Raw genomic sequence first — 23,762 nt, 5'->3', positions numbered from 1 at the left:
GCGTATCTTTATTATTTTCTAATTAAGATTTTTATATAAAACATAAATATTGATTTTCTATGTCAACAAAACGTTATGTAGCAAGAGAATTGCTTGAGCAGCACACAAAGCAAAAGAAGCAAGAAAAATTAGAACAAAGACGTTTGGCACTTGAACAACGAGCTAAAGAAAAAAGACAAGCGAAAATACATATTAGCCTTTTGATTATTGTATTCATTTTACCGTTATTTTTATTTCCAGCATATCCACGCAATCAGTGGCAGTACGAGATTTATCGTTATATCACAGAGCACATGTTGATTACGGTGGGAATCAAAGGCCCTCTACCATTTTTTACTATTCTTTCAAGTATTTATTGTACTGTTGTAGCTTTTATCTTCGGTTTTTACCTATGTTTTTTATTTATTAAGAGAGTGGGGGTGAACAAGGCGTTTCAGGAAAAAATTTATAGTAAATTCTTTCAAGCTGAGTTTGATGCATCGAAGAAACACCCATGGCTGGAGAAACCATTAATAAAAAAAACGATTGTTTCAGGGATGTTTTTCTTTTGTTTTTTAATGGGTCTGATCCATTTTCTTTTGGATAATATCTCCTTTCAGGATGGTAGCCGTAAAGGTGCGCTTATTCAGTTAGGTTATAATTATCGGATTGGTGTACTTTTTTGGGAAAGTACTTTTAGTGTCTTTACCATATTCCCATTTTTCTATTTCGGATTTTTATTCATTTATCTTGTTAACTATTTTTTCCGAGGATTAGGCACTGGAAAAATGAATATTCCCCAAAAAGTGGTACCTAAAAGAACCAAGAAGAGATCACGGAAAAGATCATAAACGGAAAAATAAATCGATAATTTTTTAATAGCAGACAGAGACGATTTGCCTCTGTCTACACTGAATCAACGATTAGTATTTCCCTTTAAAATTCGCACTAATTCTTTGTTTTAAATATTCCTTGGCTGTAATTGCTGGATATTTCTTTTGTGGGCTTTCAATTAGCACATCTTCATTGGCTTGGCAGAAGAAGGCGAGGCTATAACGTGCTCCTTGGTATTCATCTGCTTCCGGATTTTTGACTCGGTGGAAATTAGAAGGTAATTGATCATCACTCCAACGCATTAACATATCGCCGATATTACAAGTGATCACATCATCCCGCGGTTCGATACTGGTCCATTGTTGTTGCTCCATATCTTTACCTGGGCACACTTGCAGACCACCTTGACCGTTACGTTGAAACAATAAGGTTAAACAATCAAAATCGGTATGTGCACCTGCACGCCATAGACCTAATTGATCTTTCAGAGCAGGATCAATAGCATAGTAATGCAACATTCTTAAAGTGCTTTGATAGCTGTCTTGTTCAGGATCATGAGCAAGGCTAAAAAAGTTATCTGCAAAACCCAGTTTATAAGCAAAACAGGAGAGTATTTTCATACCCACGTGCCAACACGCTTGTTCAAATTCAAGCATGGTATTTTTAAAGTCAGGCAGCTCTTGCTCGGTTGGATAAAGTCCATCCATACGTGGGCGAGTGATTTGGTAGGATTCTTTCTGGTCTGGGGTACTGGTTGATGGACGAACTTGAGCCTTACTTTCCCAACCTGCATTTCGATTAAGTGGGTAGCGTGCTTTGACAGGTTCAGGTAGAGCAAAAAACTGTTGTGTCATGTCAAATGCAGTTTGGATTTGCTCAAGTGGAATACCATGATGCGAGACCTGAAAAAAACCGATATCAGTAGCAGCGGCCCAAAGCTGCTCCGCGATTTCATACTTACGTTGTTCAAAGTCTGATAAATCAATCACCCGAACTTCGCGTTTAAATGTTTCTTGACCCAAAGCTCCCATACGAGCTTCTTTTTGCAGTTCTTCTAAGCTGTAGTCTTGTTCAGCTAATGCCGTCATATTGGCGCTATTCATATTTTCAACCTCATCTTTTGGATAAACCGTGACCCAATCAAATAGATTGAAAGAGACGGGGTCACATTCAAAAAAGAGCTGCACTTTTTCCATAGGAGAAAGCTTATAAAAAAAAGTGAGCTGATTTCTGAGCAATGACCCACATAACAGTCGATGTGACTGACTATGCTGAACGCTTCTACTCTGACAGAAAGAATGAAGCACTTTTTGTGCCAGTTTATAAAGTGAAATAGGTCAATATGAGGAGAAACACTGCAATTTCTTGTGAAAATATTGAAATTCAAACAACAGTGGACTTTAATCTGTCTAAAGGATGTCACTGAATCAAATGACCTTCAGAAGGAATGTTGTCATATGAGCAATTTTCAGCAGCTTGCAGATCATATAGGGATCATTTTGCCAGCGATGCTTGCCAATTGGTTGGAAGACGGATCAACACGTTATGACAATTGGGCAGAAACTTGGCGTGAACGCATGTTGAACTCACCTCCACCTTTGATCAGTACTTATGATTTTGAATGGATAAGTGCAGAGGATGCGAGAGGTATTCAAACTGATTGGCTGAACCCAAAGTATCAACAGGGTATTCGCTTTTTACCGTTTGCTTGTACCGGAGCAGGTGATTGCTATGCGTTGATTCCGCTTGCTAAAGATACATTGCCTGTAGCATTGATTACGCATGATTCAGGAAGAGTAACTTGGTATGCAGCATCTTTTGCCGAGTTTGCGTATCTGCTACTGCTCGAAGCATGTGCAGATAATGAGCATTTATTAGAAGATGGTTTTTTAGAAGCTGAAGCTGATCAATGTTTATTGGCAGATATGTCGAATGTAGCTAAGGTCTTGCCGCGTGAGTTGGCAGATCGTTTACAAAAGGTCATCACATGTTTGGCTGCGGTAAATTTAAATTATTCTGATAGCGAAGATCAAGAGGCAGCAGCGTTTGCTGCTAGTCTTGATTTGACATTGGCACTTGAAAGTACGCTTTCAGAGCAAAGACAAAAGATTTACACAGCAGATTTTCCTGAGTTAACTTGCAAGCCTCGTTGGGAGTGTGAATGAAGCACAGCAGACTTTAATCAGGTTAGGTCTCAAGCTGAGTGGCGGGAACGGTTTATGAATGCATATCATGGGGTTCAAGAACCACACGGTTTAAGAAGTTGGGCTGAAGCACCCCAAATGTGGCTTGCTGGATATAAGAAAGAAACTGAATAAAAAAGCCGTTAAGCGGCTCTTTTATTCAGAAAATAATTGGCTGAATACTGATTTCCCATCATGATCATTTTCAATAAATGAATTAAAAATTTTGTATTTAATAACTTTTTCCATGAGTATTTCATCTTCAATAGTTAAAAGAGAAATGACGTAAAGTTCACTCATACTAAAATCGGATATAAAAATAGACAATGCTACGTCTCTGTCTTTATCATTAATTCCTTCAAAGTTCTCAATAAAATTAATGATATATAAGAAATATTCTTTATATTTTGAGCCTTTCAAATAACTATATGAGAGAAGGAATGGTGAAGTTTCATGAATCATTTTTTTTAATATTTTTAAAACATCATCTTTGTAAAGAAAATCATTTCTATAAGTTTTATGGAAAATATCATATGTTTTTAATGCTCCCATGTGTAATGTCTTAAAGGTGCTTTCACTCTGAATATTCGCTACATGAGAAGATGGCCCAAATACTGGTAATTTATCAGCTGCTTCGTAGTAAGTTTTTCTCCTGTTAAATAAAGGAAAAAGTATATTAAAGAAATTCTGAACCTGAGCCTCTCTAATCTGTTTCTCTAAAAGTTCAGCTTGCTGCTCTGTAATAGTTACTTGCTGTTCAGCTATATCATTACTTTTCTGAATTTCTAACTGTTGTGCCTCAACAGCCTTTCTTTGCAACTGTAATTCTCTTCTCTGAAGAATTAATGTGATGATAAGTGTTGCAAAAGCTAGGCCACTAAAAAGTGTATTCAGTGCGCCAAATGTATCGCCAAAAGTACCGAAGTTGGTATCATCACTGTTTTGTATATTCCACTCAAGCCATTTAGCTAAATGTGATAAAGTCCAAGGGAATAAAAACCATATAAGTACAATACCTATCATAAATAAAGGTATTAACCATTTCTCTTTTTTATCTTGTGGAATTTGGTTGTTCATATTCATCTTTTATCTAGCCACCTGATAACGACACATCGACTGGCCACAACGTGCATTTTTAATCACGGTACCATCCTCCAGATGCAATTCATCCACCTTGCCACCCTTGGCAATATTTTCATAAAGTGCACTACCAGCTTGGCCACCTAACAATGCACGGGTGATCTGCTGGCCATCATCAAACACTCCAGTCGCCTTAGCTGGATCTTTGGCATCAAATGCCCAAGAGACATCAACATATTCACGGCTCAGATCAACCTGTAGATAATTAGCAAGATCCTTGCTGAAGTAATAGCTTTGCATTGGCTCGCCATTCTGGTTGGTTACTTCCTCTTGGTCAGCGACTGTCTTGCCAACTGCCTTTAAAATGGCTCTATCATTACGTAAATCAACTTTGGCAACAGCCTTTGTATAATCTACTTTTGGCCAGTTAAAGTGGGGACGATCTTCATCAGCTAATTTTTTATAATGTGCTTGAGCATTGGCTGCATTTTGCTTAGCGTCATCGGTAAGTTCAAACGGTGGTTTATTATCTTCAGCTTCCTGGTCAATTTCAGCCTGTGTTTTTTCTACTTTTGGTTGTACTTTTTCAACCTTAGGTGCACTGGTATTTTCTAGTGATTTTTCAGTACTTTTTTTGGTCCCTTCTTCAACAGGGGGAGCAAAAACACCAATCATAGCAACTGAAAAAAGACTTAGGGCAATCCCATAAAGACTAATCTTGCCTCGACTTAATGGGGATTTCCCATGTATAGCGGACAATGATGGTTTTATTAATAAAACGAAGGTTGCAGTAATGGAAACCAAAAACAGTAAAAAGAATAAAAGTGCCAAAGAAATCCCTCACTAAAACAGATTATTATAAAAATAGTGAATCATTATATTGTCATAATGATTCACTATAAGAAAGTAGCATTTTAGATTAACTAGTTGCATTATCTGTTCTTGTAGTGGTTGATTCTTCTTTCCTCGATGGGATTCTATCAATAAGCTTAGAAACGATTGCTGTCATATTGGAAGATAAATCTACATCATCCCCTTTGCTTGAAAACTTCCCTTCACTAGATTGATTGAAATAACTTGGTATAAGACCTTTGCGAATTTCCATTTGTTCTTCATGGGTCATACGTGCCATAAATGGTTCAAGTGCTGCAAGTTGCAGGAAGGTTCTATGATTCTCTTGATAGCATTCATAATGTTTGGCTGATTGTCTAGACGTATATACTGCTAAAATAAAAAACATAAATGAAATTGTTAATCGAGCCATTATTGTATAATAGTTAGTATCTATCGGTGGGTTAGCTTTCCAATGCTCTATAACTGGTATTCCAATAACAACAACAGTTGTTAGAATTGCAAAAATAATAGAGATCATCGTTGCCCGACTGTAAAATAAATAGTCTTTTTTTTCCTCTTTAGCTTTTTTGTCATAATTTTGGGTTAGTTCATAAATTCCTGCTTTCTCAACAAGACTAATAAAATCTGCATGACCTTTTTTTATTGAATCAATTTTATTATTAGCTTCAGTATATAATTTTTCTATTTCCTTAGATAAGTCTGATTTAGCTTGTTGTATTTCAAGTTTTATATTGTCGCTTTCGCTTCTAACTGTATTTGAATATTCTAGCTCAATATTTTGTATTTTGTTATTCAATTCAGCTAGTCTTTTTAGACCAGATTCATTGTTGTTTTTTAATAGCTCATTAGCTTTGGATATATCTTCAGAATCTATTTTTAAGTTTTTAATTTGATTTCTAAAACTTTCTGCTAGGTTTCTAAATTCATGTTCGTATGTCTTCGTAATTAATGCTACTTCCTCATTTAGTCGTATGTTGAATCTTTCTTTCTCCATTTCTTTGGTTTGATTTGATTGTTATTTCATTATTTATTAAGTTTAAATTGTAAATTAAATCATCAAGAATATTTAAAATTTCAGAATTTTTCTTATTTAAAGATTGGGTTAGTTCATTTATTTTTGTGGTAATGGAGTTTTTTAAGCTGTCATTACCAAGTGCAGTTTCGGATAGACTTTCGGAAAAAATAACTATTTTATTTTGGAGGTTAACTAAAGAAACTTCAATGCTGATTAACTGTTCTATATAGGATTTTAATTGGCTGTTGTAGGCTGGGATGTTAATGGTGAATTCGCGAAGAACTGGAATTAAAGTATTAATACTCTCTCTAATCAAAATATGTTTATCTACAATAATTTTTTTTACTTCGTCGTATCCTTCCTTAGATAATACTTCTTTTTTTACAGGACTAATGCTTAAGGAATTAGAGAAATTTGTGTAAATAGATAAATATTTCGATATACAAATTTTAGTTCGCTCATCAATTTCATTTAAAAGCTGGTGTAGATTTCCGTTTTTAACTGTATTACTCACTAAATTTAGCCCCTCTGAAACAATTATTATAAAATAGTGAATCATTATATTGACATAGTGATTCACTATCGGCAACACGTAAGGACGCAGCAAAATCTGCGTACAGGCGTGAGAACCTGTTCAAACATCACGAAGAGCAGAAAACATCCGCTCAATAGCGGCTTTGAAAATTCGCCCAAATTCGTAAAAACTTTATTGATGGTTTTGCAGTCCCATGTACCGTTGTATTTACGGTTTCATTATTCTTTTTTGGTGGGCGATAAATTACGAATAGAGAATTAATCCCATAACAAAGGCACGCTTGAGCACCTCCAAGGGAGCTGAATATGCCGACAAAATTTAATGGCTAAGTGTATTGGAATTTAATTTGATGTAGCGCTTCACAGAGAGACACACAACGTGTTGGTTTGGTGATTCTAAAGTTGTACCTTCAAAGCTATTAAAAATTATTGCAGAGGGAGTATATGAACAAAATTGATCATTCTTATTTTGGTGCATTGAATACGGATGCAGTCAGTCAAGATGATGCTGATGTTCTATGGCACAAGGGGTTTTCATACTGTCCAAGCAAAACTTTGGGCAACATCCGACAAACCTATGGACGCTCATCGACTGGATGCCTTTGCCAGTCGTTTGAAGCATTTATCTAAACTTGACATGACTGCTCGTCAACAAATTGGCAGGTACCTCGAAGCGGATCGGGATTTTATTGAGTTTCATTTAATAGAAATTCCTGAGCAAATACCTCATCATGATTGGTCATTTATCAAAACACTTATGCCATTTGGTGAGGTTACGACTGTAAATATTGCTGATTTTGTGTTGGCGATGCGACTGCAAAACATATAATTATATGTATGCCAACCTGATTTATGGTTAAGTGATGGTGTGGAGGAGTACACCATAGTCATGGACTATGTGATTAGCCCTGAGGTTAGCGATCAAATTCTTGCTGTTAAATTCATGGAGACTGGTGAATTTGTCACGGTGAGTTGGGAAAGTTGAGAGAAGGTTAAATCATGATTATTTTTAGGAAAAACTACATACTGGTATGGATTGCGGTATTCACTAACATGCAATCTGTACTCAAGTTTGTATGAAGGGTAGAGAGAAAATGGCGATATCGGTAAAGTTGATTGATCATCTGAAAGGAAAAGGATGGTGGCATGATGAAGAAAGTGATTCATACAGGAGCGAATTAATTTCTTACGGTATAAATCCTAGCTCAGATATTTTTAGCTTTTACGTGCATGCAGAAGGTCTCCCTAATTTTCCTACCATAAAAGGGGAGCTGATTCAGTTGGCTTGGGTTTTATTAAATACAAACTATAAGAAAAATTCAGAAAGTCTTCGAGCTGCGTTAAATATTAGTAAGGATTTTTTATTTTTAGACTCTTTTGAAGGCGGAGGTGGCTATTTATATAATTGTAAGGATGAGTGTGTTTATGAATATAAAGTTTCTGAGATAAAGGAAAACTCTAACAATATAGACATGATAAAGCAGTGGGCAGATTTTAATATTTTTTTAGAGTTTTTGTTTTTACAGCAGCACTTCGAAAGTGCATCTGCACTTACTTAACGCACCATTAAACTGCATAAAAAACCAAAGATTCAATGCAGTTGATTCATCTAAAAACAACTAAAAATAAATCCAACCTAGAGAATTACTATAAAAATCAAGATCAAATCAATCTTGGCACAGAGCTTGCTAAATCATGATTGAGTATAAGCGGTCAGTATGTTGCAAACATACGGGACATTGCTCTACAGCGTTTGCTGTTCCTCTTTTGGGGACAAAGCCAATTGATTTGGCTTTGAGAGAAATGTGTAGCTTATACATTGATTGACCCCCTAAAAAGAATAGCAAGATGAATCCATACAGATTTAGGGGTCTTAATATGAATATTCAGCACTATGTGGGCAAAGGGCGACGTACTGTTATCACGGGCGCGTTATTGGGGCTAGGCACAGTTCTCAGTTCAACCAGTTTTGCAGCCGATAAACTGGTTTTACAAACCACGTGGTTTGCACAAGCCGAGCAAGGAGGCTATTACCAAGCACTGGCACAAGGAATTTATAAAAAATACGGGCTTGATGTCGATATTAAAATCGGTGGGCCACAAGTCAATAACATGACCTTATTATTGTCAAAACGTGCCGACATTATTATTAATTATGACCTACAGGTCTTAAAAGGCATCGAAAGTAACTTTCCCATCAAAGCGGTGGCAGCACCATTCCAGTTTGATCCCCAAGGTGTGTTAACCCACAGCGATGTAAAGTCTTTGGCCGATCTCAAAGGCAAAACCATTCTTGTTTCGACCAGCGGACAAGCAAGCTGGTGGCCTTGGTTAAAAGGCAAATATAAATTAGATGCTGCACAGGCACGCCCTTATACCTTCAATATGCAGCCATTCTTGGCAGGCAAAAATGTAGTCCAGCAAGCCTATGCCACTTCAGAAGTTTTTCAGGCGAAAAAAGCAGAACCTTCGAGCAATTTCTTTTTATTTGCTGATGCGGGTTATCCAGCCTATGGCGGAATTTTAGTGACCCGCAATGATGTGATTCAAAACAAACCTGATGTGCTGCGCCGTTTTGTCCAAGCTTCGATGGAGGGATGGAAAAACTATTTAGCTGATCCACGTTTGGGCAATAGCATCATTAAAAAAGAAAATCCGAATATGAATGATGAATTACTGACTTTTGCGGTCGGGCAAATGCGCAAATTAAAATTGATTGATGGTGGAGATGCTAAGACCCAAGGCATTGGCGTGATGACAGATGCACGTTGGAAAGCAACGCGAGATTTTATGGTGAACGCAGGTTTACTCAAAGCTCAAACCAATTGGAAAACCGCTTATACCACGCAGTTTGTTAAAGCTGCCAAATAGCCTGAGATACTTTCCTTAGAAGGAAGTCATGGTGAAAGGGTTAACAAAATAGGGCACTCGCACGAAGGGGAAACCACATGAATTCTGCTTTACCAATTGATACGCCAATACATGAATCTTCAACCTTTATCACGCCGATGATTATGGCTAGAGGGGTTGAAAAAACCTATCCCAATGGGACCAATGCCTTACAGCGACTGGATTTAAATATTGCCCGTGGTGAAATTGTTTCATTACTGGGACCGTCAGGCTGCGGTAAAAGTACCTTGCTAAAAATGTTTGCCGATCTGGAACAACCTTCAGCAGGTTTGGTGCGCTGGAATGGCAAGGCTGAAATGCAATCTCAATGCAAAATGGCCATGGTATTTCAGGAGGCAACACTGATGCCGTGGGCCAATATCGAAGACAATGTACGTTTACCTCTGGATTTACAGCATATTGCCAAATCAACCAGTATGCCCAAAGTCCAAGCTGCTTTAAAAGCCGTTGGCTTAGAAAAATTCGGCACCGCTTATCCGCGTGAACTTTCTGGGGGGATGCAAATGCGTGCCTCTTTGGCCAGAGCCTTGGTGACAGAACCAGATTTATTGTTGATGGATGAACCTTTTGGCGCATTGGATGAATTTACCCGCCATAAACTGGATAGTGATATCCGTCAATTATGGTCAGAACGAGATCTCACAGTGGTGTTTGTCACGCATAGTATTTATGAAGCGGTGTATCTGTCTTCACGGGTTATTGTGATGGGTGCACGACCAGGACGCGTAGTGGCGGACCTGAATATTAATGGGCCTTATCAACGTGATGAGTCTTTCCGAAGCTCAGACATTTTTATTCAACAATGTTCGCATCTATCGCAATTATTGGCTGAGGCAAGCGGAGGGCATGCTCATGATTAAACCATTGCTACAACATCCAACGGTACAACGTATTGCCGCTCCACTTGGGCTTGGTTTGATCTTTCTGTTGTTTTGGCAACTGAGTTTTCAACAACTGGAAGTGCCTGTGTATGTCGTGCCTAAACCGAGTGATATTGTGATGGCACTGATTAATCAGTCCAGTGTGCTATTCGGTAGTTTATGGGTAACTTTAAAAATCACCTTATTGGCTTTTGCTTGCGCTGTGATGATTGGCACATTGATCGCTTTTGTATTTGTACAAAGTCGTGTGCTCGAAGCCTGTTTTATGCCTTATGCCATTTTATTTCAGGTCACACCGATTGTTGCAATCGCACCTCTGGTCATCATCTGGATTCAAAATACAACTTTGGCGTTGGTGGTGTGTGCCATGTTAGTCGCAGTTTTTCCAATATTGACCAATACCACCTTGGGTCTGCGGAGCGTCAATAAAGGTTTGCTTAACCTTTTTCAAATCAATAAAGCCAGTCGCTGGCAGATTTTAATGCGTTTACGTGTGCCGAATGCTTTGCCTTATTTCTTTGGTGGCTTACGAATTTCCTGTGGCTTGGCGCTGATTGGTGCTGTGGTTTCCGAGTTTGTTGCAGGTGCGGGTGGCACTAGTGCAGGCTTGGCTTATCAAATCTTACAAGCAGGTTTTCAGTTGGATTTACCCTTGATGTTTGCTGCACTATTCCTGATTACTTGCACGGGTTTGGGTTTATTTGTCGTGATGTCTTTATTAAGCCAGTTCTTTTTAAGTAAATGGCATGAGAGTGAACAAGTATGAGTTCAAAGCAATTAAATCAAAGCTATTTAATTCAAAATGCCCATGCCATTTTGACGGGTTTAACTGGGGACGCAGCACGTTGTTCATCCACCGATATCCGCATTCAATCTGGAAAAATTACGGAAATGGGGCGATTAAGCGCTCTGCCGAATGAACAGGTGATTAATGCCAAAGATTGTGTGATTTACCCAGCATGGATAAATACCCATCATCATTTATTTCAGTCTTTATTAAAGGGCGAGCCACAAGGATTGAATCAAAACCTGACCTCATGGCTTGCCAGTACACCGTATCGGTTCCGTGGCGCATTTGATGAAAAGACTTTTCGGATTGCAGTGCGTATTGGCTTGATCGAGTTGTTACGTTCGGGGTGTGCAACGGTAGCAGATCATCATTATTTATATTGGCCGCAGATGCCGTTTGATGGTGCTGCAATTTTATTTGATGAAGCTGAAAAATTGGGCATGCGCTTTGTGCTATGTCGTGGCGGTGCAACCTTAACGCGTGGTTTGGAAAGTGAGTTACCTCAAGCCTTGCGTCCAGAAAAATTTGAAGACTATATGGCGGATATTGAGCGTTTGGTGAAGCAATATCATCAGCCAGATTCAAATGCTTTCCGAAAAATCGTGATGGCACCGACTTCAACTTTGCATTCGACCACAGCGCAGCAATTACGCGAAAGTGCCAAAATCGCTAGACAATTGGGGATTCGGATGCATAGTCATTTATCCGAAACAGTGGATTATTTGGATGCAGCTAGAGCCAAGTTTGGCATGACCCCCGTCCAGTTCTGTGCCGAGCAGGACTGGATTGGCAGTGATGTCTGGTTTGCGCATTTAGTGAAATTATTACCCGAAGAAATTCAGTTGTTGGGCCAAACTCAAACAGGAATCGCGCACTGTCCGCAGAGTAATGCACGTTTGGGCAGTGGCATTGCCGATCTTGTTGCTCTGGAACAGGCAGGCATGACCATTTCGATTGGAGTCGATGGCGCGGGTTCCAATGAAGCCGCAGATATGTTGTCTGAAACCCATGCTGCTTGGTTGTTACAACGGGCCAGAAAAGGGATGCTGGCGACACCTCAATATGAGGGAGGACAATTTGAAGGTGGTGCAGATGCTGCCCGTATTGAGGATGTGATCCGTTGGGGAACGGTGGGTGGTGCGAAAATCTTGGGCTTTGATCAAGTCGGTACAATTGAAGTCGGGCAACAGGCTGACTTGGTCATTTATCAGTTAGATGATCCTCGTTATTTTGGCTTGCATGATATAGCGATTGGGCCTGTGGCAAGTGGCGGACGAGCGCATATCAAGGCCATGTTCATAGCAGGGAAAATGGTGATGGAAAATGATCAGATTCCTGATCTGGATATGATGGAGTTGGCTTGGCAAGCTAAGCAAGCGGTGAAGCTGTTACAACAGCGGAGTATGGATCTGGAGAAAATAGCCTAAGCAGATAGAGTTGTATACAGAAAATAAGATACTCGGAAACGTCATTTGCAACCTGCATGGTGTCAATAATATATAAAGTTTTATATAGCTAGTTAGTATATGGTAGATGCAAGAAGTGGACAGGTTTTGCAAATGACAATGGTTTTGCCTACTTTTCCCGAAATGAGAAACAACGTTTCGTAAGGTAGGGCGAACCGCAGGTTTATCTTGAAATTGGATGAGAACTCGGCAAGACCCCGTTAAGATTATTATAATTATTTGTATATCAATAGATTGTTGGTAAGACTGCTTATCCTTGAAAAGGATGATGTGTATACCAATGCTCTGCAATCTGCTGACGAGTACAAATCCAGACCCGATCATGATTTTGCACATAATCTAGGAAACGTTGTAATGCCTTAAAGCGGGCAGGTCGTCCTAAAATGCGGCAATGCATACCAATTGAAAGCATCTTGGGGGAGGTTGTTCCCTCTGCATAGAGGACATCAAAAGCATCTTTTAAATATTCAAAAAAATCCTCACTGCGATTAAAACCAGTTGGTGAGGCAAATTTCATATCATTGGTATCAAGTGTATAGGGAATAATTAAATGCGGACGGGTTGCACCCGCTGCATTGCGGAGTGTTGTCCAAAAGGGTAAGTCATCACCGTAATAATCACTGTCATATTGTACCTGATCATATTCCGCCAACAATTGACGGGTATTGGGACTATCACGGCCTGTGTACCAACCTGTTGGCATTTCACCAAACAAATTTTTAAGGATGTGCATGGCTTCATCCATATGTTGTTTCTCAGTTTCAATATCCATATTTTGATAATGAATCCAGCGTAAGCCATGTGATACCACATCGTAATGGTGTTGTTTGATCGCTTCGACCACCAATGGATTCCGTTGCAACGCCATCGCAACGGCAAAAATGGTCATAGGCAATTGGCGTTTGGCAAATTCCTGCTGAATGCGCCAAAAACCGACCCGTGAGCCATATTCATAAATCGAGTCCATTGAAAGGTGTCGTGCAGGATAACTTTCTGCACCACTGATTTCAGACAAGAACTGTTCCGAGCCTTCATCGCCATGCAGAATATGTTTTTCACCACCTTCTTCATAATTCAGCACAAACTGCACCGCGATTTTTGCTTGATTGGGCCATTGGGCATGGGGCGGTTGTTCGGCATAACCGACCATATCGCGTGGATAATCTGCTGTTAAATGAGTGTCTGTATTGGGCCAAACCATAGCAATGCCTAAATCGTGAAAAAGGTGAATCTTCACATCAACTTACCCGATTAAATCTTTGGGTGTCAAACACTATATTGATTTAAATCAATGGCTTGTGTGTTTTATTTTGGTGCAAAAATACAATTTTATTGATGAATATTCATTAGCATGCGCGATTTTAGTGCTTCCATCTCGATAATGATTTGATTCATCATGATTTGCGCAATCCGAGAAAGTTGCCGTTTTGGTGCAACACAAAGTGCGACCGTAATTGGATGTAGGCCATGGTCATTGATCGCTCTAAATTCAAATTCAGTATTTTCAATATAAGGGGCTGCATCCAGATAGCTCATGATGCTGATGCCTAAGTTTTGCCTGAGCAATGAAATCATCATATGGATATCATTGCACTCGATGGTATGGCGTGGGTGAAAGTCCTGTTTTTTATATAAGGCGGTGACATGGTCATGAATAACCAAAGGCTCGGCAGGAATAATATGATTGAATTCCAGCGTATCAGAGAAGTAGATTTTTTCTTTATGGGCTAAAGGGTGCTGTTTAGGAATCACGAAACCCAAGGGCATTTCAATAAAGGCGCTGATCTGCAATTGATGCTGATGTTTGGGATTCAGAATCAAGCCAAAGTCGAGTTCAGCATTGATCACCAGATCAGCGATACGATCACTGTCCAAGACACGAACCTTAAAATTAATCCACGGATATTGCTGAACAATAGACTGTATTACGGCACTAACAAAGCTTTCACTGAGTGCTGCAATCATCCCAAAATCAATTGAACCGCGTTGTATGCCTTGGATTTCATTCAAACGTTTCTGTGTAATTTGAAACTCTTTTTGCCAGCTGCGTAGATCGGCATAGAGTAATTCACCAGCCAAAGTCAGCTTGAGTCCACTGGGCAAACGTTCAAATAAAGCCACACCGAGTTCTTCTTCTGCCAAAACGATCTGCCGATGTACCGCGGAGACAGAAATAAACAGTTGATCAGCCGCTTTTCTTAAACTGCCTGTTTTGGCAACGGCAATAAAATAATCGGCAAAACGTGAAAATGGCAGCGCCATTGCAAACTCACTTGAGATAAAGCAGGTTGTAATACAAAAGCAATTTTAGTGCCTGTGCTGTTCTAATTTTTAGAATGATGCGTATAAATCATTCTAATAGACGAGAATATTGATCTATTCCACACTGCTCATGAAGAGAAAAATCTTAAAATGAGCACAGGATATGAACGCAATTCCATTCATCAATCTTCCAAATAAGCCATGTCATAGCCAATTTGATGATCAGGATTGGCAGATTCTTGCACAACATTGGTATCCCGTGGCACGTATTGACGATGTGAGCAGCAAACCACAGCAAGTCACCTTATTGGATATGAATCTGGCTTTGTATAAGACCGAAACAGGGCAGATTCACTTGGCTCGGGATATTTGCCCGCATCGTGGTGTGCCTTTGAGTAAGGGTTGGGTTGAGGGAGATACCTTGATTTGTCCTTATCATGGGCTACATTTTAACGAAGATGGCAAATGCAGCAAAATCCCAGCTCAACCTGATTTAACTAAAATCTCAGAGCGTTTTTCGCTGACCAAGTTTCCTGTAGTTTTAAAATATGGCTTGGTCTGGACCAGTATTCTCGGCAGAGATGAAAGTTTGGCGAATCTTCCTGTATTAGACACATGGGCACAGGAGGAGCATCAAGCCATTTTACCGCCTTCTGTGGATATTGCCGGTTCAAGCGGTCGTCAATTGGAAGGTTTTATTGATGTGGCACACTTTGCTTGGGTGCATCATCAGGCCTTTGCCGATCGAGATAATCCTGTGGTACCTAAATATTCAACTGAACGTACTGAATATGGCTTGCATACAAACTACACCAGTAATGTCAGCAATTATCCGCATGGCATGCAACATTTAGCACCCGATGATTTTGTGTGGGAGCGGATCTTTGATGTTTATCCGCCATTTTCAGCAGTGTTAACCATTCACTTCCCAAATGACGGGGTGCTCAAGATTTTAAATGCCTGTTGTCCTATCTCGCATAATAAGACCCGTTTGTTTGTACCGTTAACCCGTAATTTCGATACCACAGGGGATTTACAGGCCGTCTATGATTTTAATGCGCAGATTTTTGCCGAAGATCAAGAGATGGTAGAGGCACAAAAGCCAGAAGAGTTACCTTTAGATATTGGTATGGAAGCACATTTTGAAGCAGATCGTTCTTCGACCATGTATCGCCGTATTTTGGCTGAATGGGGGTTAAGCAAAAGATATACGGTTTAGCTTAAATAAATTTGGGATATTTAAGAGATTAAATCGGAGTTGTTTATCTTCTATTAAACCTAAATTGTTTATTTGTATAGGCTTGTATATACAATTTTACTAAATTCAATATACAATGACTTATAGTATTTAGTATGAGTTTTAGCCAATGTCAAGAGCGACAAAGCAAAACGATTTAGATTTGTCCTTAGAAGAAGATAGTCCTGTTCCGTTGTATTTGCGTGTGAAACAAATGATTTCGCAAAAAATCTATGAAGGAACATGGACCGTCAATAAAAAAATTCCTTCAGAAAGTGAATTGGTTAATTTACTCGGCTGTAGTCGCATGACTGTGAATCGTGCCTTGCGTGAACTCACCAGTGAAGGTTTGTTGGTGCGTATCCAAGGTGTTGGTTCTTTTGTTGCAGAGGGGCAAGGACGTACCGCTTTGTTTCATGTCAATAATATTGCCGAAGAAATCATTGCCCGAAACCACAAGCATCATGCCGAAGTCTTGGTACTGGAACAGATTCAGGCCAATGCTGAACAAAGTATGCTGATGCAGATTCGTGAAGGGCAAAAGCTCTTTCACTCGATCATTGTGCATTATGAAAATGATGTGCCTGTACAGATCGAAGATCGACTGGTCGATCCGATGTTGATTCCAGATTACTTGGCACAAGACTTTAAAAGCATTACACCGAATGCTTATTTAATGTCTAAAGCACCTGTGACGGAAGGTGAACATGTGGTGACCGCGATTCTAGCCTCAGCACAAGAATGCAAATGGCTGAAAATGAATAAGACTGAGCCTTGTCTGTTGATTCGTCGTCGTACATGGTCGAATAAACAACTGATTTCTAGTGCACGTCTGATCTATCCGGGTAGCCGTTATTATCTGGAAGGTAAATTTACCCAATGATTCAACACTTAGACACGGCTGACTATAAACAGATGCTGTGGAAGAATGGTGCAGGTTATACCATTGAGCTTGCCCGAAGTGATGGTGACAGTTTGGATGCGTTTGATTGGCGTATCTCCATGGCGGATGTCAAAACTTCGGGGGATTTTTCCAAGTTTAATGGCATGCAGCGCATCCTCACTGTATTGGAGGGTGTTGGCATTGTATTGAATATTGATGATGATTCAGAACATTTGAAAACTTTAGAATCTGCCCAATTCAGTGGGGATAGCACGACCAGTTGTGAACTAATCGATGGGCCGATTCGGGATTTTAATCTGATTTATCATCCTGAAAAATGGCGTTCTCACTATCAATGGATTTTTGAGCCAACAAATACTGAGATTTTCAGTTCAGCCAATCTGATTTTTATTTTTAATCAGAGTGTAGAACCATTAGAAATTGAAGTGGAGCGGCAGGTTTTTTGTTTAGCACACCAGCAAAGCCTTAAAATAGAGCAGCAAAAAGTATTGAAAAAACTGGTTTTAAAATCAGAGCATTTAAAACAAACTTGTCTGATCGAACTCACAAAAATCTAAGTTTTTCACTTTTTCTTAAAACACATATGACTACAGGTTGTATGTGTTTTTTATTGCCGATCAAAAAATAAATCTATTTATTTCATTAACTTGTAATTTATTTTCATAAAAGAATTGAAAAGCATCTTTTCAATATAAAAGTTTTGTGTAGTATATGGATGTATATACAAGTTAATACATTGCTATACAGTAAAGCAGGTTAATTTGCTGATTCAAACTCAATGGAAGGAGTCCGATTGTGACAACAACGACAACAAAATTTCGTGATGTAGAAATTCGCGCACCACGTGGTACAAAGCTCAATGCAAAAAGCTGGTTAACAGAAGCGCCGTTACGCATGCTGATGAACAACCTTGACCCTGATGTTGCAGAGAATCCAAAAGAGCTTGTTGTTTACGGTGGTATCGGTCGTGCTGCACGTAACTGGGAATGTTTTGATAAGATCGTTGAAACGCTAAAGAATTTAGAAACTGATGAAACCTTGTTGGTCCAATCTGGTAAGCCTGTGGGTGTGTTTAAAACCCATAAAGATGCACCGCGTGTTTTGATTGCAAACTCGAATCTTGTTCCACATTGGGGAACTTGGGAGCATTTCAATGAATTGGATGCCAAAGGTTTGGCAATGTATGGTCAGATGACAGCGGGTTCTTGGATTTATATTGGTAGCCAAGGCATTGTACAAGGCACTTATGAAACGTTTGTAGAAGCAGGTCGCCAACACTATAACGGCGATTTGACAGGTCGTTGGGTGTTGACTGCTGGTTTAGGTGGTATGGGCGGTGCACAACCTTTAGCTGCAACACTTGCAGGCGCATGCTCACTCAATATCGAATGCCAACAAAGCAGTATCGATTTCCGTTTACGTACCCGTTATGTCGATGAGCAAGCAACTGATTTAGATGATGCTTTGGCGCGTATTGAAAAATATACCAAAGAAGGTAAGGCGGTTTCGATTGCACTACATGGCAATGCAGCAGAAATCTTACCTGAGTTGGTTCGTCGTGGTGTACATCCTGATATGGTGACTGACCAAACCAGCGCACATGATCCATTGAATGGTTATTTGCCAATTGGCTGGACATGGGAAGAATATCGTCAACGCGCTAAAACTGAACCAGAAGTTGTGGTTAAAGCCGCTAAACAATCGATGGCGCAGCACGTTCAAGCGATGTTGGATTTTCAAAAAATGGGTGTTCCAACTTTTGACTATGGCAACAACATTCGTCAAATGGCACAAGATGAAGGTGTAGCAAATGCCTTTGATTTCCCAGGCTTCGTTCCTGCTTATATCCGCCCATTGTTCTGTCGCGGTATTGGTCCATTCCGTTGGGCTGCACTTTCAGGCGATCCAGAAGATATCTATAAGACAGATGCCAAAGTAAAAGAACTCATTCCTGATGATGAACATTTACATCGTTGGTTAGATATGGCGCGTGAACGTATCAGCTTCCAAGGTTTACCAGCACGTATTTGCTGGGTCGGCTTAGGCTTACGTGCAAAACTTGGCTTGGCATTTAATGAAATGGTGCGTAGCGGTGAACTTTCAGCACCAATCGTGATTGGTCGTGATCATCTAGATTCAGGTTCAGTGTCTAGTCCAAACCGTGAAACAGAATCAATGAAAGATGGTTCAGATGCCGTATCTGACTGGCCGTTATTAAATGCCTTGCTCAACACTGCCGGTGGCGCGACTTGGGTGTCACTACATCACGGTGGTGGTGTAGGCATGGGCTTCTCTCAACACTCAGGTGTGGTGATCGTATGTGATGGAACAGATGAGGCAGCAGCACGTATTGCACGTGTATTGACCAATGACCCTGCAACAGGGGTGATGCGTCATGCCGATGCCGGTTATGACATTGCAATTGATTGTGCTAAAGAGCAAGGCTTGAACTTGCCAATGATTACACAATAAACAGACAAGGACATTACGATGCTTTTTGCAATTGTGTAAGCAGCATCGTAAGCGAACAATAGAGTGCAAAACAGGACGCCAATAATGGAACTTCTAATTCAACCCGGCAAACTTAGCTTAGCAGATCTGCGCCACGCTTATTTAAATCCAATCAAAGTGAAACTCGATGACAGCGCTTCTGCTGGGATCAATGCGAGTGTTGCTTGTGTCGAACAAATCGTCAATGAAGGCCGTACTGCTTACGGGATCAATACGGGTTTTGGTTTACTTGCATCAACTAAAATTGCACCAGAAGACTTAGAGCAATTACAGCGTTCTTTGGTACTATCACACGCTGCTGGCGTGGGTGAGCCGCTCGATGATGCGATGGTGCGTCTGATTATGTTGCTCAAAGCAAATAGTTTGGCACGTGGCTTTTCGGGGATTCGCCGTAAAGTGATCGATGCAATTTTGGCGTTGATCAATGCAGAAGTTTATCCGCATATTCCATTAAAAGGTTCTGTTGGTGCTTCAGGTGACTTGGCACCACTGGCACACATGTCTTTGGTGTTATTAGGCGAAAGCAAAGCGCGTTATAAAGGTGAATGGTTACCAGCGGTTGAAGCACTTAAAATTGCGGGTTTAGAGCCAATTTCTTTAGCTGCGAAAGAGGGTTTAGCACTTTTAAACGGGACACAAGTTTCTACAGCATATGCATTACGTGGTTTGTTCGAAGCAGAAGATTTATTTGCTGCTGCAACCGTATGTGGTGGTTTAAGTGTTGAAGCCATGTTGGGTTCACGCGCGCCATTCGATGCACGTATTCATGAAGTCCGTGGTCAACGTGGTCAGATTGATGTTGCTGCTGCATATCGTGACTTACTGACTGAATCGAGTGAAATTTCACATTCACATGAAGACTGTAGCAAGGTTCAAGACCCATACTCACTTCGTTGTCAACCTCAGGTGATGGGGGCGTGCTTGACTCAAATTCGTCAAGCCGCAGAAGTGTTAGCAATTGAATCAAATGCGGTATCTGATAACCCATTGGTCTTTGCTGCTGAAGGTGATGTAATTTCAGGTGGTAATTTCCACGCTGAACCTGTAGCAATGGCTGCGGACAACCTTGCATTGGCAATTGCCGAAATTGGTTCACTGTCAGAACGTCGAATTTCGATGATGATGGACCGTCATATGTCACAATTGCCGCCATTCTTGGTTGCCAATGGTGGGGTCAACTCAGGCTTCATGATTGCTCAAGTAACAGCCGCTGCGTTAGCAAGTGACAATAAAGCACTTGCACATCCTGCCAGTGTTGATAGTTTACCGACCTCTGCAAATCAGGAAGACCATGTTTCTATGGCGCCGAATGCGGGCAAACGTTTGTGGTATATGGCTGACAACGTTCGCGGCATTCTTGCAGTTGAGTGGTTAGGGGCATGTCAGGGTCTTGATTTCCGTGAAGGTTTGAAAAGTTCTCCAAAACTTGAGCGTGCGCGTAAAGTGCTGCGTGATCAAGTGCCTTATTACAGTGAGGATCGTTTCTTTGCGCCAGATATTGAGCAAGCGAGTGAATTGCTTGCAAGTGGCTGCTTGAACGAATTACTCATTCCACAGCTATTACCGAGTTTGTCTGAAGTGTGATCAATAAATCGGTCACATGGAGTGGCCGAATCTAACTAAATTTCCTCAAGGATTGGAGATTATAATGTCACAACACTCCACATTACAGCGGGGGTTAAACACCCGCCATATTCGTTTTTTGGCATTGGGTTCAGCCATTGGGACAGGACTCTTTTACGGTTCGGCAACAGCCATCAAAATGGCAGGTCCGTCTGTATTAATCGCATATATCGTTGCAGGGATTGCAATTTATATCGTGATGCGCGCATTGGGTGAGATGGCTGTACATAACCCAGTATCGGGTTCATTCAGTCACTATGCCTCACAATATATTGGTCCACTTGCAGGTTTTACCACAGGCTGGACCTACGTTTTTGAAATGATCATTGTGGCTTTGGCCGATGTCACCGCCTTCGGGATTTATATGGGGTTCTGGTACCCCGATGTGCCGCGCTGGATCTGGATTCTGTCGCTGATCATGTTCTTGGGGGCAATTAACCTGATTCACGTCAAAGTCTTTGGTGAACTGGAATTCTGGCTTTCAATTGTCAAAGTGACGGCGATTGTTGCGATGATTGTCGGTGGTCTAGGTTTAATGTTCTATGGCTTCCATGCGGATCATAGTGGTTTTACCACAGGCATTCAAAACTTATGGATTCACGATGGCTTTATGCCAAATGGTATTGCTGGTTTAGTTGCCTGTTTGTCTGTGGTGGTATTCGCTTTTGGTGGGATTGAAATTATCGGGATTACCGCAGGTGAGTCGCAAGACCCGAAAACCTCGATTCCTAAAGCGATTAATGCGGTGCCAGTACGTATTCTGTTGTTCTATGTCATGACGATTTTTGTATTGATGTCGATTTTCCCATGGAATCAAATTGGTAGCCAAGGCAGTCCATTTGTACAGATCTTTGAAAATCTTGGGATTGGATCTGCGGCAACCGTTCTCAATATCGTCGTAATTACCGCCGCAGTGTCTGCTATTAATAGTGATGTATTTGGTGCAGGACGGATGTTGTATGGTATGTCGAATCGTGGCCAAGCACCGCAAGTATTCCAAAAAATCTCCAAAAATGGTGTGCCTTGGATGACAGTTGTGGTGATGGCAGGGGTGTTATTGATCGGCGTATTGCTGAACTATCTGATTCCTGAAAATGTATTCATCATTATTGCTTCAATTGCGACCTTTGCTACGGTTTGGGTGTGGTTGATGATTTTACTTGCTCAAGTTGCGATGCGTCGTAAGTTGTCTAAAGCAGAAATCAAAGCCCTCGATTTCCCCGTGATTGGCTGGCCGTATGCCCCTGCATTTGCAATTGCATTCATGTTGTTTATCTTGGCGATGATGGGCTATTTCCCAGACTCACGACCTGCAATTTATGTTGGCGCAACCTGGTTAGTTTTACTTTGGATTGCTTATACCATTTGGGTGAAGCCCAAGCAAAACACGGTAAAAGAAAATCAAAGCATGCAACAAAACATCGAAATGGAAAGTTAAATATCAAGCTGCTCAGGTGTCATCCCACCTGAGCAGTGAGAGGAACTGTGAATGAAAAAGCTTTGGAAAAACTGTCATATCGCCACCATGCAAAATGGGCAATATTCCAGTATTGAACATGCTGCAATGGTCACTTCAGGGCAGCATATCCACTGGATTGGAACATTTGAAGATCTTCCTGCCGATGCTTATTCCGAAACCATTGATTTGAATGGCGCATGGGTCACACCGGGTTTGATTGATTGTCATACCCATAGCGTGTTTGGTGGCAACCGTAGTGTTGAGTTTGAAAAACGCCTGCAAGGTGTCAGCTATGCTGAGATCGCAGCCAGTGGTGGTGGGATCGCCAGTACGGTTCGTGCTACGCGTGAAGCCAGTGAACAAGAGTTGCTTGCATCAGCATTGAAACGAGTTCGCTGCTTGCTTAAAGATGGTGTCACTACCATTGAGATTAAGTCAGGTTACGGTCTGGATTATGCCAATGAGCGGAAAATGCTGCGTGTGATTCGTCAGATTGCAGAAACTTTGCCGATGACAGTTCGCAGTACTTGCTTAGCAGCGCATGCTTTACCACCTGAATATCAAGATCAAAGTGATGCTTATATCGAGCATATCTGCAATGAGATGCTGCCAAAACTGCATCAAGAAGGTTTGGTTGATGCAGTCGATGCCTTTTGTGAATATTTGGCATTTTCGCCAGCCCAAGTCGAACGTCTATTTAAAACAGCGCAGTCTTTAAATCTTCCGATCAAGTTACACGCCGAGCAACTGTCTGCATTGGGCGGATCGAGTTTGGCGGCACGTTATCAAGCCTTATCGGCAGATCATTTGGAATTTATGACTGAGGATGATGTCAAGGCGATGGCTGCTGCGGGAACGGTGGCGGTGTTATTACCGGGTGCATTTTATTTCTTGAGAGAAACCAAATATCCTCCTTTAGACAGTTTGCGTCAACATGGCGTACGCATTGCGCTATCCAGTGATTTAAATCCGGGCACATCACCAGCCCTATCTTTACGCTTAATGATGAATATGGGTAGTACCTTATTCCGTCTAACACCTGAACAGACTTTGGCAGGTGTGACAACGCACGCGGCACATGCATTGGGTTTACAAGAGACTCACGGCACTTTAGAGACAGGTAAAGTTGCAGACTTTATTGCTTGGGATATTGAGCATCCATCTGAGATTGTTTACTGGTTGGGTGGCGATTTACCGAAGCGGATTATTCAGCATGGCAATGAAATCTCAATCTAACAG

The 23,762-nt window shown here is 40.8% G+C and carries 22 protein-coding genes; 15 read left to right on the top strand and 7 right to left on the bottom strand.

Annotation, left to right across the window (positions count from 1 at the left end; genetic code table 11):
- Positions 1 to 59: 59 nt before the first annotated feature.
- On the top strand, positions 60 to 830 hold the full coding sequence (locus tag NDN13_RS07180) for a hypothetical protein (protein ID WP_251117740.1): 771 nt from the start codon (positions 60 to 62) through the stop codon (positions 828 to 830).
- Positions 831 to 902: 72 nt separating this feature from the next.
- Here the strand turns inward: NDN13_RS07180 and NDN13_RS07175 are convergent, their stop codons facing one another.
- Positions 903 to 1,916: an isopenicillin N synthase family dioxygenase gene (locus tag NDN13_RS07175; protein WP_251118187.1), complete on the bottom strand. Its 1,014-nt coding sequence runs from the start codon at positions 1,914 to 1,916 to the stop codon at positions 903 to 905.
- A 354-nt stretch (positions 1,917 to 2,270) separates the two neighbouring features.
- Between NDN13_RS07175 and NDN13_RS07170 the strand changes: the two genes are divergently transcribed.
- Entirely contained in the window at positions 2,271 to 2,978 is a 708-nt protein-coding gene (locus tag NDN13_RS07170) for a hypothetical protein (protein ID WP_251117739.1), read from the top strand.
- Positions 2,979 to 3,152: 174 nt separating this feature from the next.
- Here the strand turns inward: NDN13_RS07170 and NDN13_RS07165 are convergent, their stop codons facing one another.
- The 4 genes from NDN13_RS07165 to NDN13_RS07150 form a co-directional block, all read right to left on the bottom strand.
- A complete protein-coding gene (locus NDN13_RS07165) occupies positions 3,153 to 4,073 on the bottom strand; it encodes a hypothetical protein (RefSeq protein WP_251117738.1) in 921 nt (306 codons plus the stop codon).
- A 9-nt stretch (positions 4,074 to 4,082) separates the two neighbouring features.
- The gene (locus NDN13_RS07160) at positions 4,083 to 4,907 is read right to left on the bottom strand and encodes a hypothetical protein (protein ID WP_251117737.1); all 825 of its coding nucleotides are present in this window, start codon (positions 4,905 to 4,907) and stop codon (positions 4,083 to 4,085) included.
- Between the two features lie 88 nt (positions 4,908 to 4,995).
- Positions 4,996 to 5,925 (bottom strand): hypothetical protein, encoded by a 930-nt coding sequence (locus tag NDN13_RS07155; protein ID WP_251117736.1) that lies wholly within the window; start codon positions 5,923 to 5,925, stop codon positions 4,996 to 4,998.
- Positions 5,891 to 6,460 (bottom strand): hypothetical protein, encoded by a 570-nt coding sequence (locus NDN13_RS07150; protein ID WP_251117735.1) that lies wholly within the window; start codon positions 6,458 to 6,460, stop codon positions 5,891 to 5,893. The genes NDN13_RS07155 and NDN13_RS07150 overlap by 35 nt, the downstream gene beginning before the upstream one ends.
- Before the next feature lie 507 nt (positions 6,461 to 6,967).
- Between NDN13_RS07150 and NDN13_RS07145 the strand changes: the two genes are divergently transcribed.
- The 6 genes from NDN13_RS07145 (at position 6,968) to NDN13_RS07115 (ending at position 12,488) form a co-directional block, all read left to right on the top strand.
- Positions 6,968 to 7,309, top strand: coding sequence for a hypothetical protein (locus NDN13_RS07145; RefSeq protein WP_251117734.1), 342 nt, complete (start codon positions 6,968 to 6,970; stop codon positions 7,307 to 7,309).
- A gap of 265 nt (positions 7,310 to 7,574) precedes the next feature.
- Entirely contained in the window at positions 7,575 to 8,039 is a 465-nt protein-coding gene (locus NDN13_RS07135) for a hypothetical protein (RefSeq protein WP_251117732.1), read from the top strand.
- Between the two features lie 319 nt (positions 8,040 to 8,358).
- Positions 8,359 to 9,351, top strand: a complete 993-nt coding sequence (locus NDN13_RS07130) for an ABC transporter substrate-binding protein (RefSeq protein WP_251117731.1) — start codon at positions 8,359 to 8,361, stop codon at positions 9,349 to 9,351.
- Between the two features lie 77 nt (positions 9,352 to 9,428).
- Positions 9,429 to 10,250, top strand: a complete 822-nt coding sequence (locus NDN13_RS07125; protein WP_251117730.1) for an ABC transporter ATP-binding protein — start codon at positions 9,429 to 9,431, stop codon at positions 10,248 to 10,250.
- Entirely contained in the window at positions 10,243 to 11,037 is a 795-nt protein-coding gene (locus NDN13_RS07120) for an ABC transporter permease (protein WP_251117729.1), read from the top strand. The genes NDN13_RS07125 and NDN13_RS07120 overlap by 8 nt, the downstream gene beginning before the upstream one ends.
- Positions 11,034 to 12,488: an amidohydrolase family protein gene (locus tag NDN13_RS07115; RefSeq protein ID WP_251117728.1), complete on the top strand. Its 1,455-nt coding sequence runs from the start codon at positions 11,034 to 11,036 to the stop codon at positions 12,486 to 12,488. The genes NDN13_RS07120 and NDN13_RS07115 overlap by 4 nt, the downstream gene beginning before the upstream one ends.
- A 289-nt stretch (positions 12,489 to 12,777) precedes the next feature.
- Here NDN13_RS07115 and puuE read toward each other — a convergent pair whose 3' ends face one another.
- Together puuE and NDN13_RS07105 are read right to left on the bottom strand one after the other, a co-directional pair.
- Complete coding sequence (puuE, locus tag NDN13_RS07110; protein WP_251117727.1) at positions 12,778 to 13,728, bottom strand: allantoinase PuuE; 951 nt, start codon at positions 13,726 to 13,728, stop codon at positions 12,778 to 12,780.
- A 128-nt stretch (positions 13,729 to 13,856) separates the two neighbouring features.
- A complete protein-coding gene (locus tag NDN13_RS07105) occupies positions 13,857 to 14,789 on the bottom strand; it encodes a LysR family transcriptional regulator (protein ID WP_251117726.1) in 933 nt (310 codons plus the stop codon).
- Between the two features lie 163 nt (positions 14,790 to 14,952).
- Between NDN13_RS07105 and NDN13_RS07100 the strand changes: the two genes are divergently transcribed.
- The 7 genes from NDN13_RS07100 to hutI all read left to right on the top strand — a co-directional run bounded on the left by NDN13_RS07100 (position 14,953) and on the right by hutI (position 23,759).
- On the top strand, positions 14,953 to 16,008 hold the full coding sequence (locus NDN13_RS07100; RefSeq protein ID WP_251117725.1) for a Rieske 2Fe-2S domain-containing protein: 1,056 nt from the start codon (positions 14,953 to 14,955) through the stop codon (positions 16,006 to 16,008).
- A 148-nt stretch (positions 16,009 to 16,156) separates the two neighbouring features.
- The gene (hutC, locus tag NDN13_RS07095; RefSeq protein ID WP_251117724.1) at positions 16,157 to 16,909 is read left to right on the top strand and encodes a histidine utilization transcriptional repressor HutC; all 753 of its coding nucleotides are present in this window, start codon (positions 16,157 to 16,159) and stop codon (positions 16,907 to 16,909) included.
- Positions 16,906 to 17,487, top strand: coding sequence for a HutD/Ves family protein (locus tag NDN13_RS07090; protein WP_251117723.1), 582 nt, complete (start codon positions 16,906 to 16,908; stop codon positions 17,485 to 17,487). Before hutC ends, NDN13_RS07090 begins: the two co-directional genes overlap by 4 nt.
- A gap of 238 nt (positions 17,488 to 17,725) precedes the next feature.
- Positions 17,726 to 19,402 carry a urocanate hydratase gene (gene hutU, locus NDN13_RS07085; protein ID WP_159415151.1) on the top strand — a complete coding sequence of 559 codons (1,677 nt, stop codon included), beginning with the start codon at positions 17,726 to 17,728 and terminating at the stop codon, positions 19,400 to 19,402.
- Positions 19,403 to 19,486: 84 nt separating this feature from the next.
- On the top strand, positions 19,487 to 21,025 hold the full coding sequence (gene hutH / locus NDN13_RS07080; protein ID WP_004806245.1) for a histidine ammonia-lyase: 1,539 nt from the start codon (positions 19,487 to 19,489) through the stop codon (positions 21,023 to 21,025).
- Positions 21,026 to 21,089: 64 nt separating this feature from the next.
- Positions 21,090 to 22,502: an amino acid permease gene (locus NDN13_RS07075; protein ID WP_251117722.1), complete on the top strand. Its 1,413-nt coding sequence runs from the start codon at positions 21,090 to 21,092 to the stop codon at positions 22,500 to 22,502.
- Positions 22,503 to 22,553: 51 nt separating this feature from the next.
- A complete protein-coding gene (hutI, locus tag NDN13_RS07070; protein ID WP_251117721.1) occupies positions 22,554 to 23,759 on the top strand; it encodes an imidazolonepropionase in 1,206 nt (401 codons plus the stop codon).
- Positions 23,760 to 23,762: the final 3 nt, after the last annotated feature.

Origin of the sequence: Acinetobacter sp. C32I (genome assembly GCF_023702715.1) — a bacterium.
In the GTDB taxonomy this organism is placed as follows: domain Bacteria; phylum Pseudomonadota; class Gammaproteobacteria; order Pseudomonadales; family Moraxellaceae; genus Acinetobacter.
This window is presented reverse-complemented; position numbering and strand designations above follow the sequence as displayed.

What these genes read in the sequence shown, in the direction of transcription:
- NDN13_RS07180 (WP_251117740.1), top strand. Translation starts at nt 60, where the DNA reads ATGTCAACAAAACGTTATGTAGCAAGAGAATTGCTTGAGCAGCACACA.
- NDN13_RS07175 (WP_251118187.1), bottom strand. Translation starts at nt 1,916, where the DNA reads ATGAATAGCGCCAATATGACGGCATTAGCTGAACAAGACTACAGCTTA.
- NDN13_RS07170 (WP_251117739.1), top strand. Translation starts at nt 2,271, where the DNA reads ATGAGCAATTTTCAGCAGCTTGCAGATCATATAGGGATCATTTTGCCA.
- NDN13_RS07165 (WP_251117738.1), bottom strand. Translation starts at nt 4,073, where the DNA reads ATGAACAACCAAATTCCACAAGATAAAAAAGAGAAATGGTTAATACCT.
- NDN13_RS07155 (WP_251117736.1), bottom strand. Translation starts at nt 5,925, where the DNA reads ATGGAGAAAGAAAGATTCAACATACGACTAAATGAGGAAGTAGCATTA.
- NDN13_RS07145 (WP_251117734.1), top strand. Translation starts at nt 6,968, where the DNA reads ATGCAGTCAGTCAAGATGATGCTGATGTTCTATGGCACAAGGGGTTTT.
- NDN13_RS07135 (WP_251117732.1), top strand. Translation starts at nt 7,575, where the DNA reads ATGGCGATATCGGTAAAGTTGATTGATCATCTGAAAGGAAAAGGATGG.
- NDN13_RS07130 (WP_251117731.1), top strand. Translation starts at nt 8,359, where the DNA reads ATGAATATTCAGCACTATGTGGGCAAAGGGCGACGTACTGTTATCACG.
- NDN13_RS07125 (WP_251117730.1), top strand. Translation starts at nt 9,429, where the DNA reads ATGAATTCTGCTTTACCAATTGATACGCCAATACATGAATCTTCAACC.
- NDN13_RS07120 (WP_251117729.1), top strand. Translation starts at nt 10,243, where the DNA reads ATGATTAAACCATTGCTACAACATCCAACGGTACAACGTATTGCCGCT.
- NDN13_RS07115 (WP_251117728.1), top strand. Translation starts at nt 11,034, where the DNA reads ATGAGTTCAAAGCAATTAAATCAAAGCTATTTAATTCAAAATGCCCAT.
- puuE (WP_251117727.1), bottom strand. Translation starts at nt 13,728, where the DNA reads ATGGTTTGGCCCAATACAGACACTCATTTAACAGCAGATTATCCACGC.
- NDN13_RS07105 (WP_251117726.1), bottom strand. Translation starts at nt 14,789, where the DNA reads ATGGCGCTGCCATTTTCACGTTTTGCCGATTATTTTATTGCCGTTGCC.
- NDN13_RS07100 (WP_251117725.1), top strand. Translation starts at nt 14,953, where the DNA reads ATGAACGCAATTCCATTCATCAATCTTCCAAATAAGCCATGTCATAGC.
- hutC (WP_251117724.1), top strand. Translation starts at nt 16,157, where the DNA reads ATGTCAAGAGCGACAAAGCAAAACGATTTAGATTTGTCCTTAGAAGAA.
- NDN13_RS07090 (WP_251117723.1), top strand. Translation starts at nt 16,906, where the DNA reads ATGATTCAACACTTAGACACGGCTGACTATAAACAGATGCTGTGGAAG.
- hutH (WP_004806245.1), top strand. Translation starts at nt 19,487, where the DNA reads ATGGAACTTCTAATTCAACCCGGCAAACTTAGCTTAGCAGATCTGCGC.
- NDN13_RS07075 (WP_251117722.1), top strand. Translation starts at nt 21,090, where the DNA reads ATGTCACAACACTCCACATTACAGCGGGGGTTAAACACCCGCCATATT.
- hutI (WP_251117721.1), top strand. Translation starts at nt 22,554, where the DNA reads ATGAAAAAGCTTTGGAAAAACTGTCATATCGCCACCATGCAAAATGGG.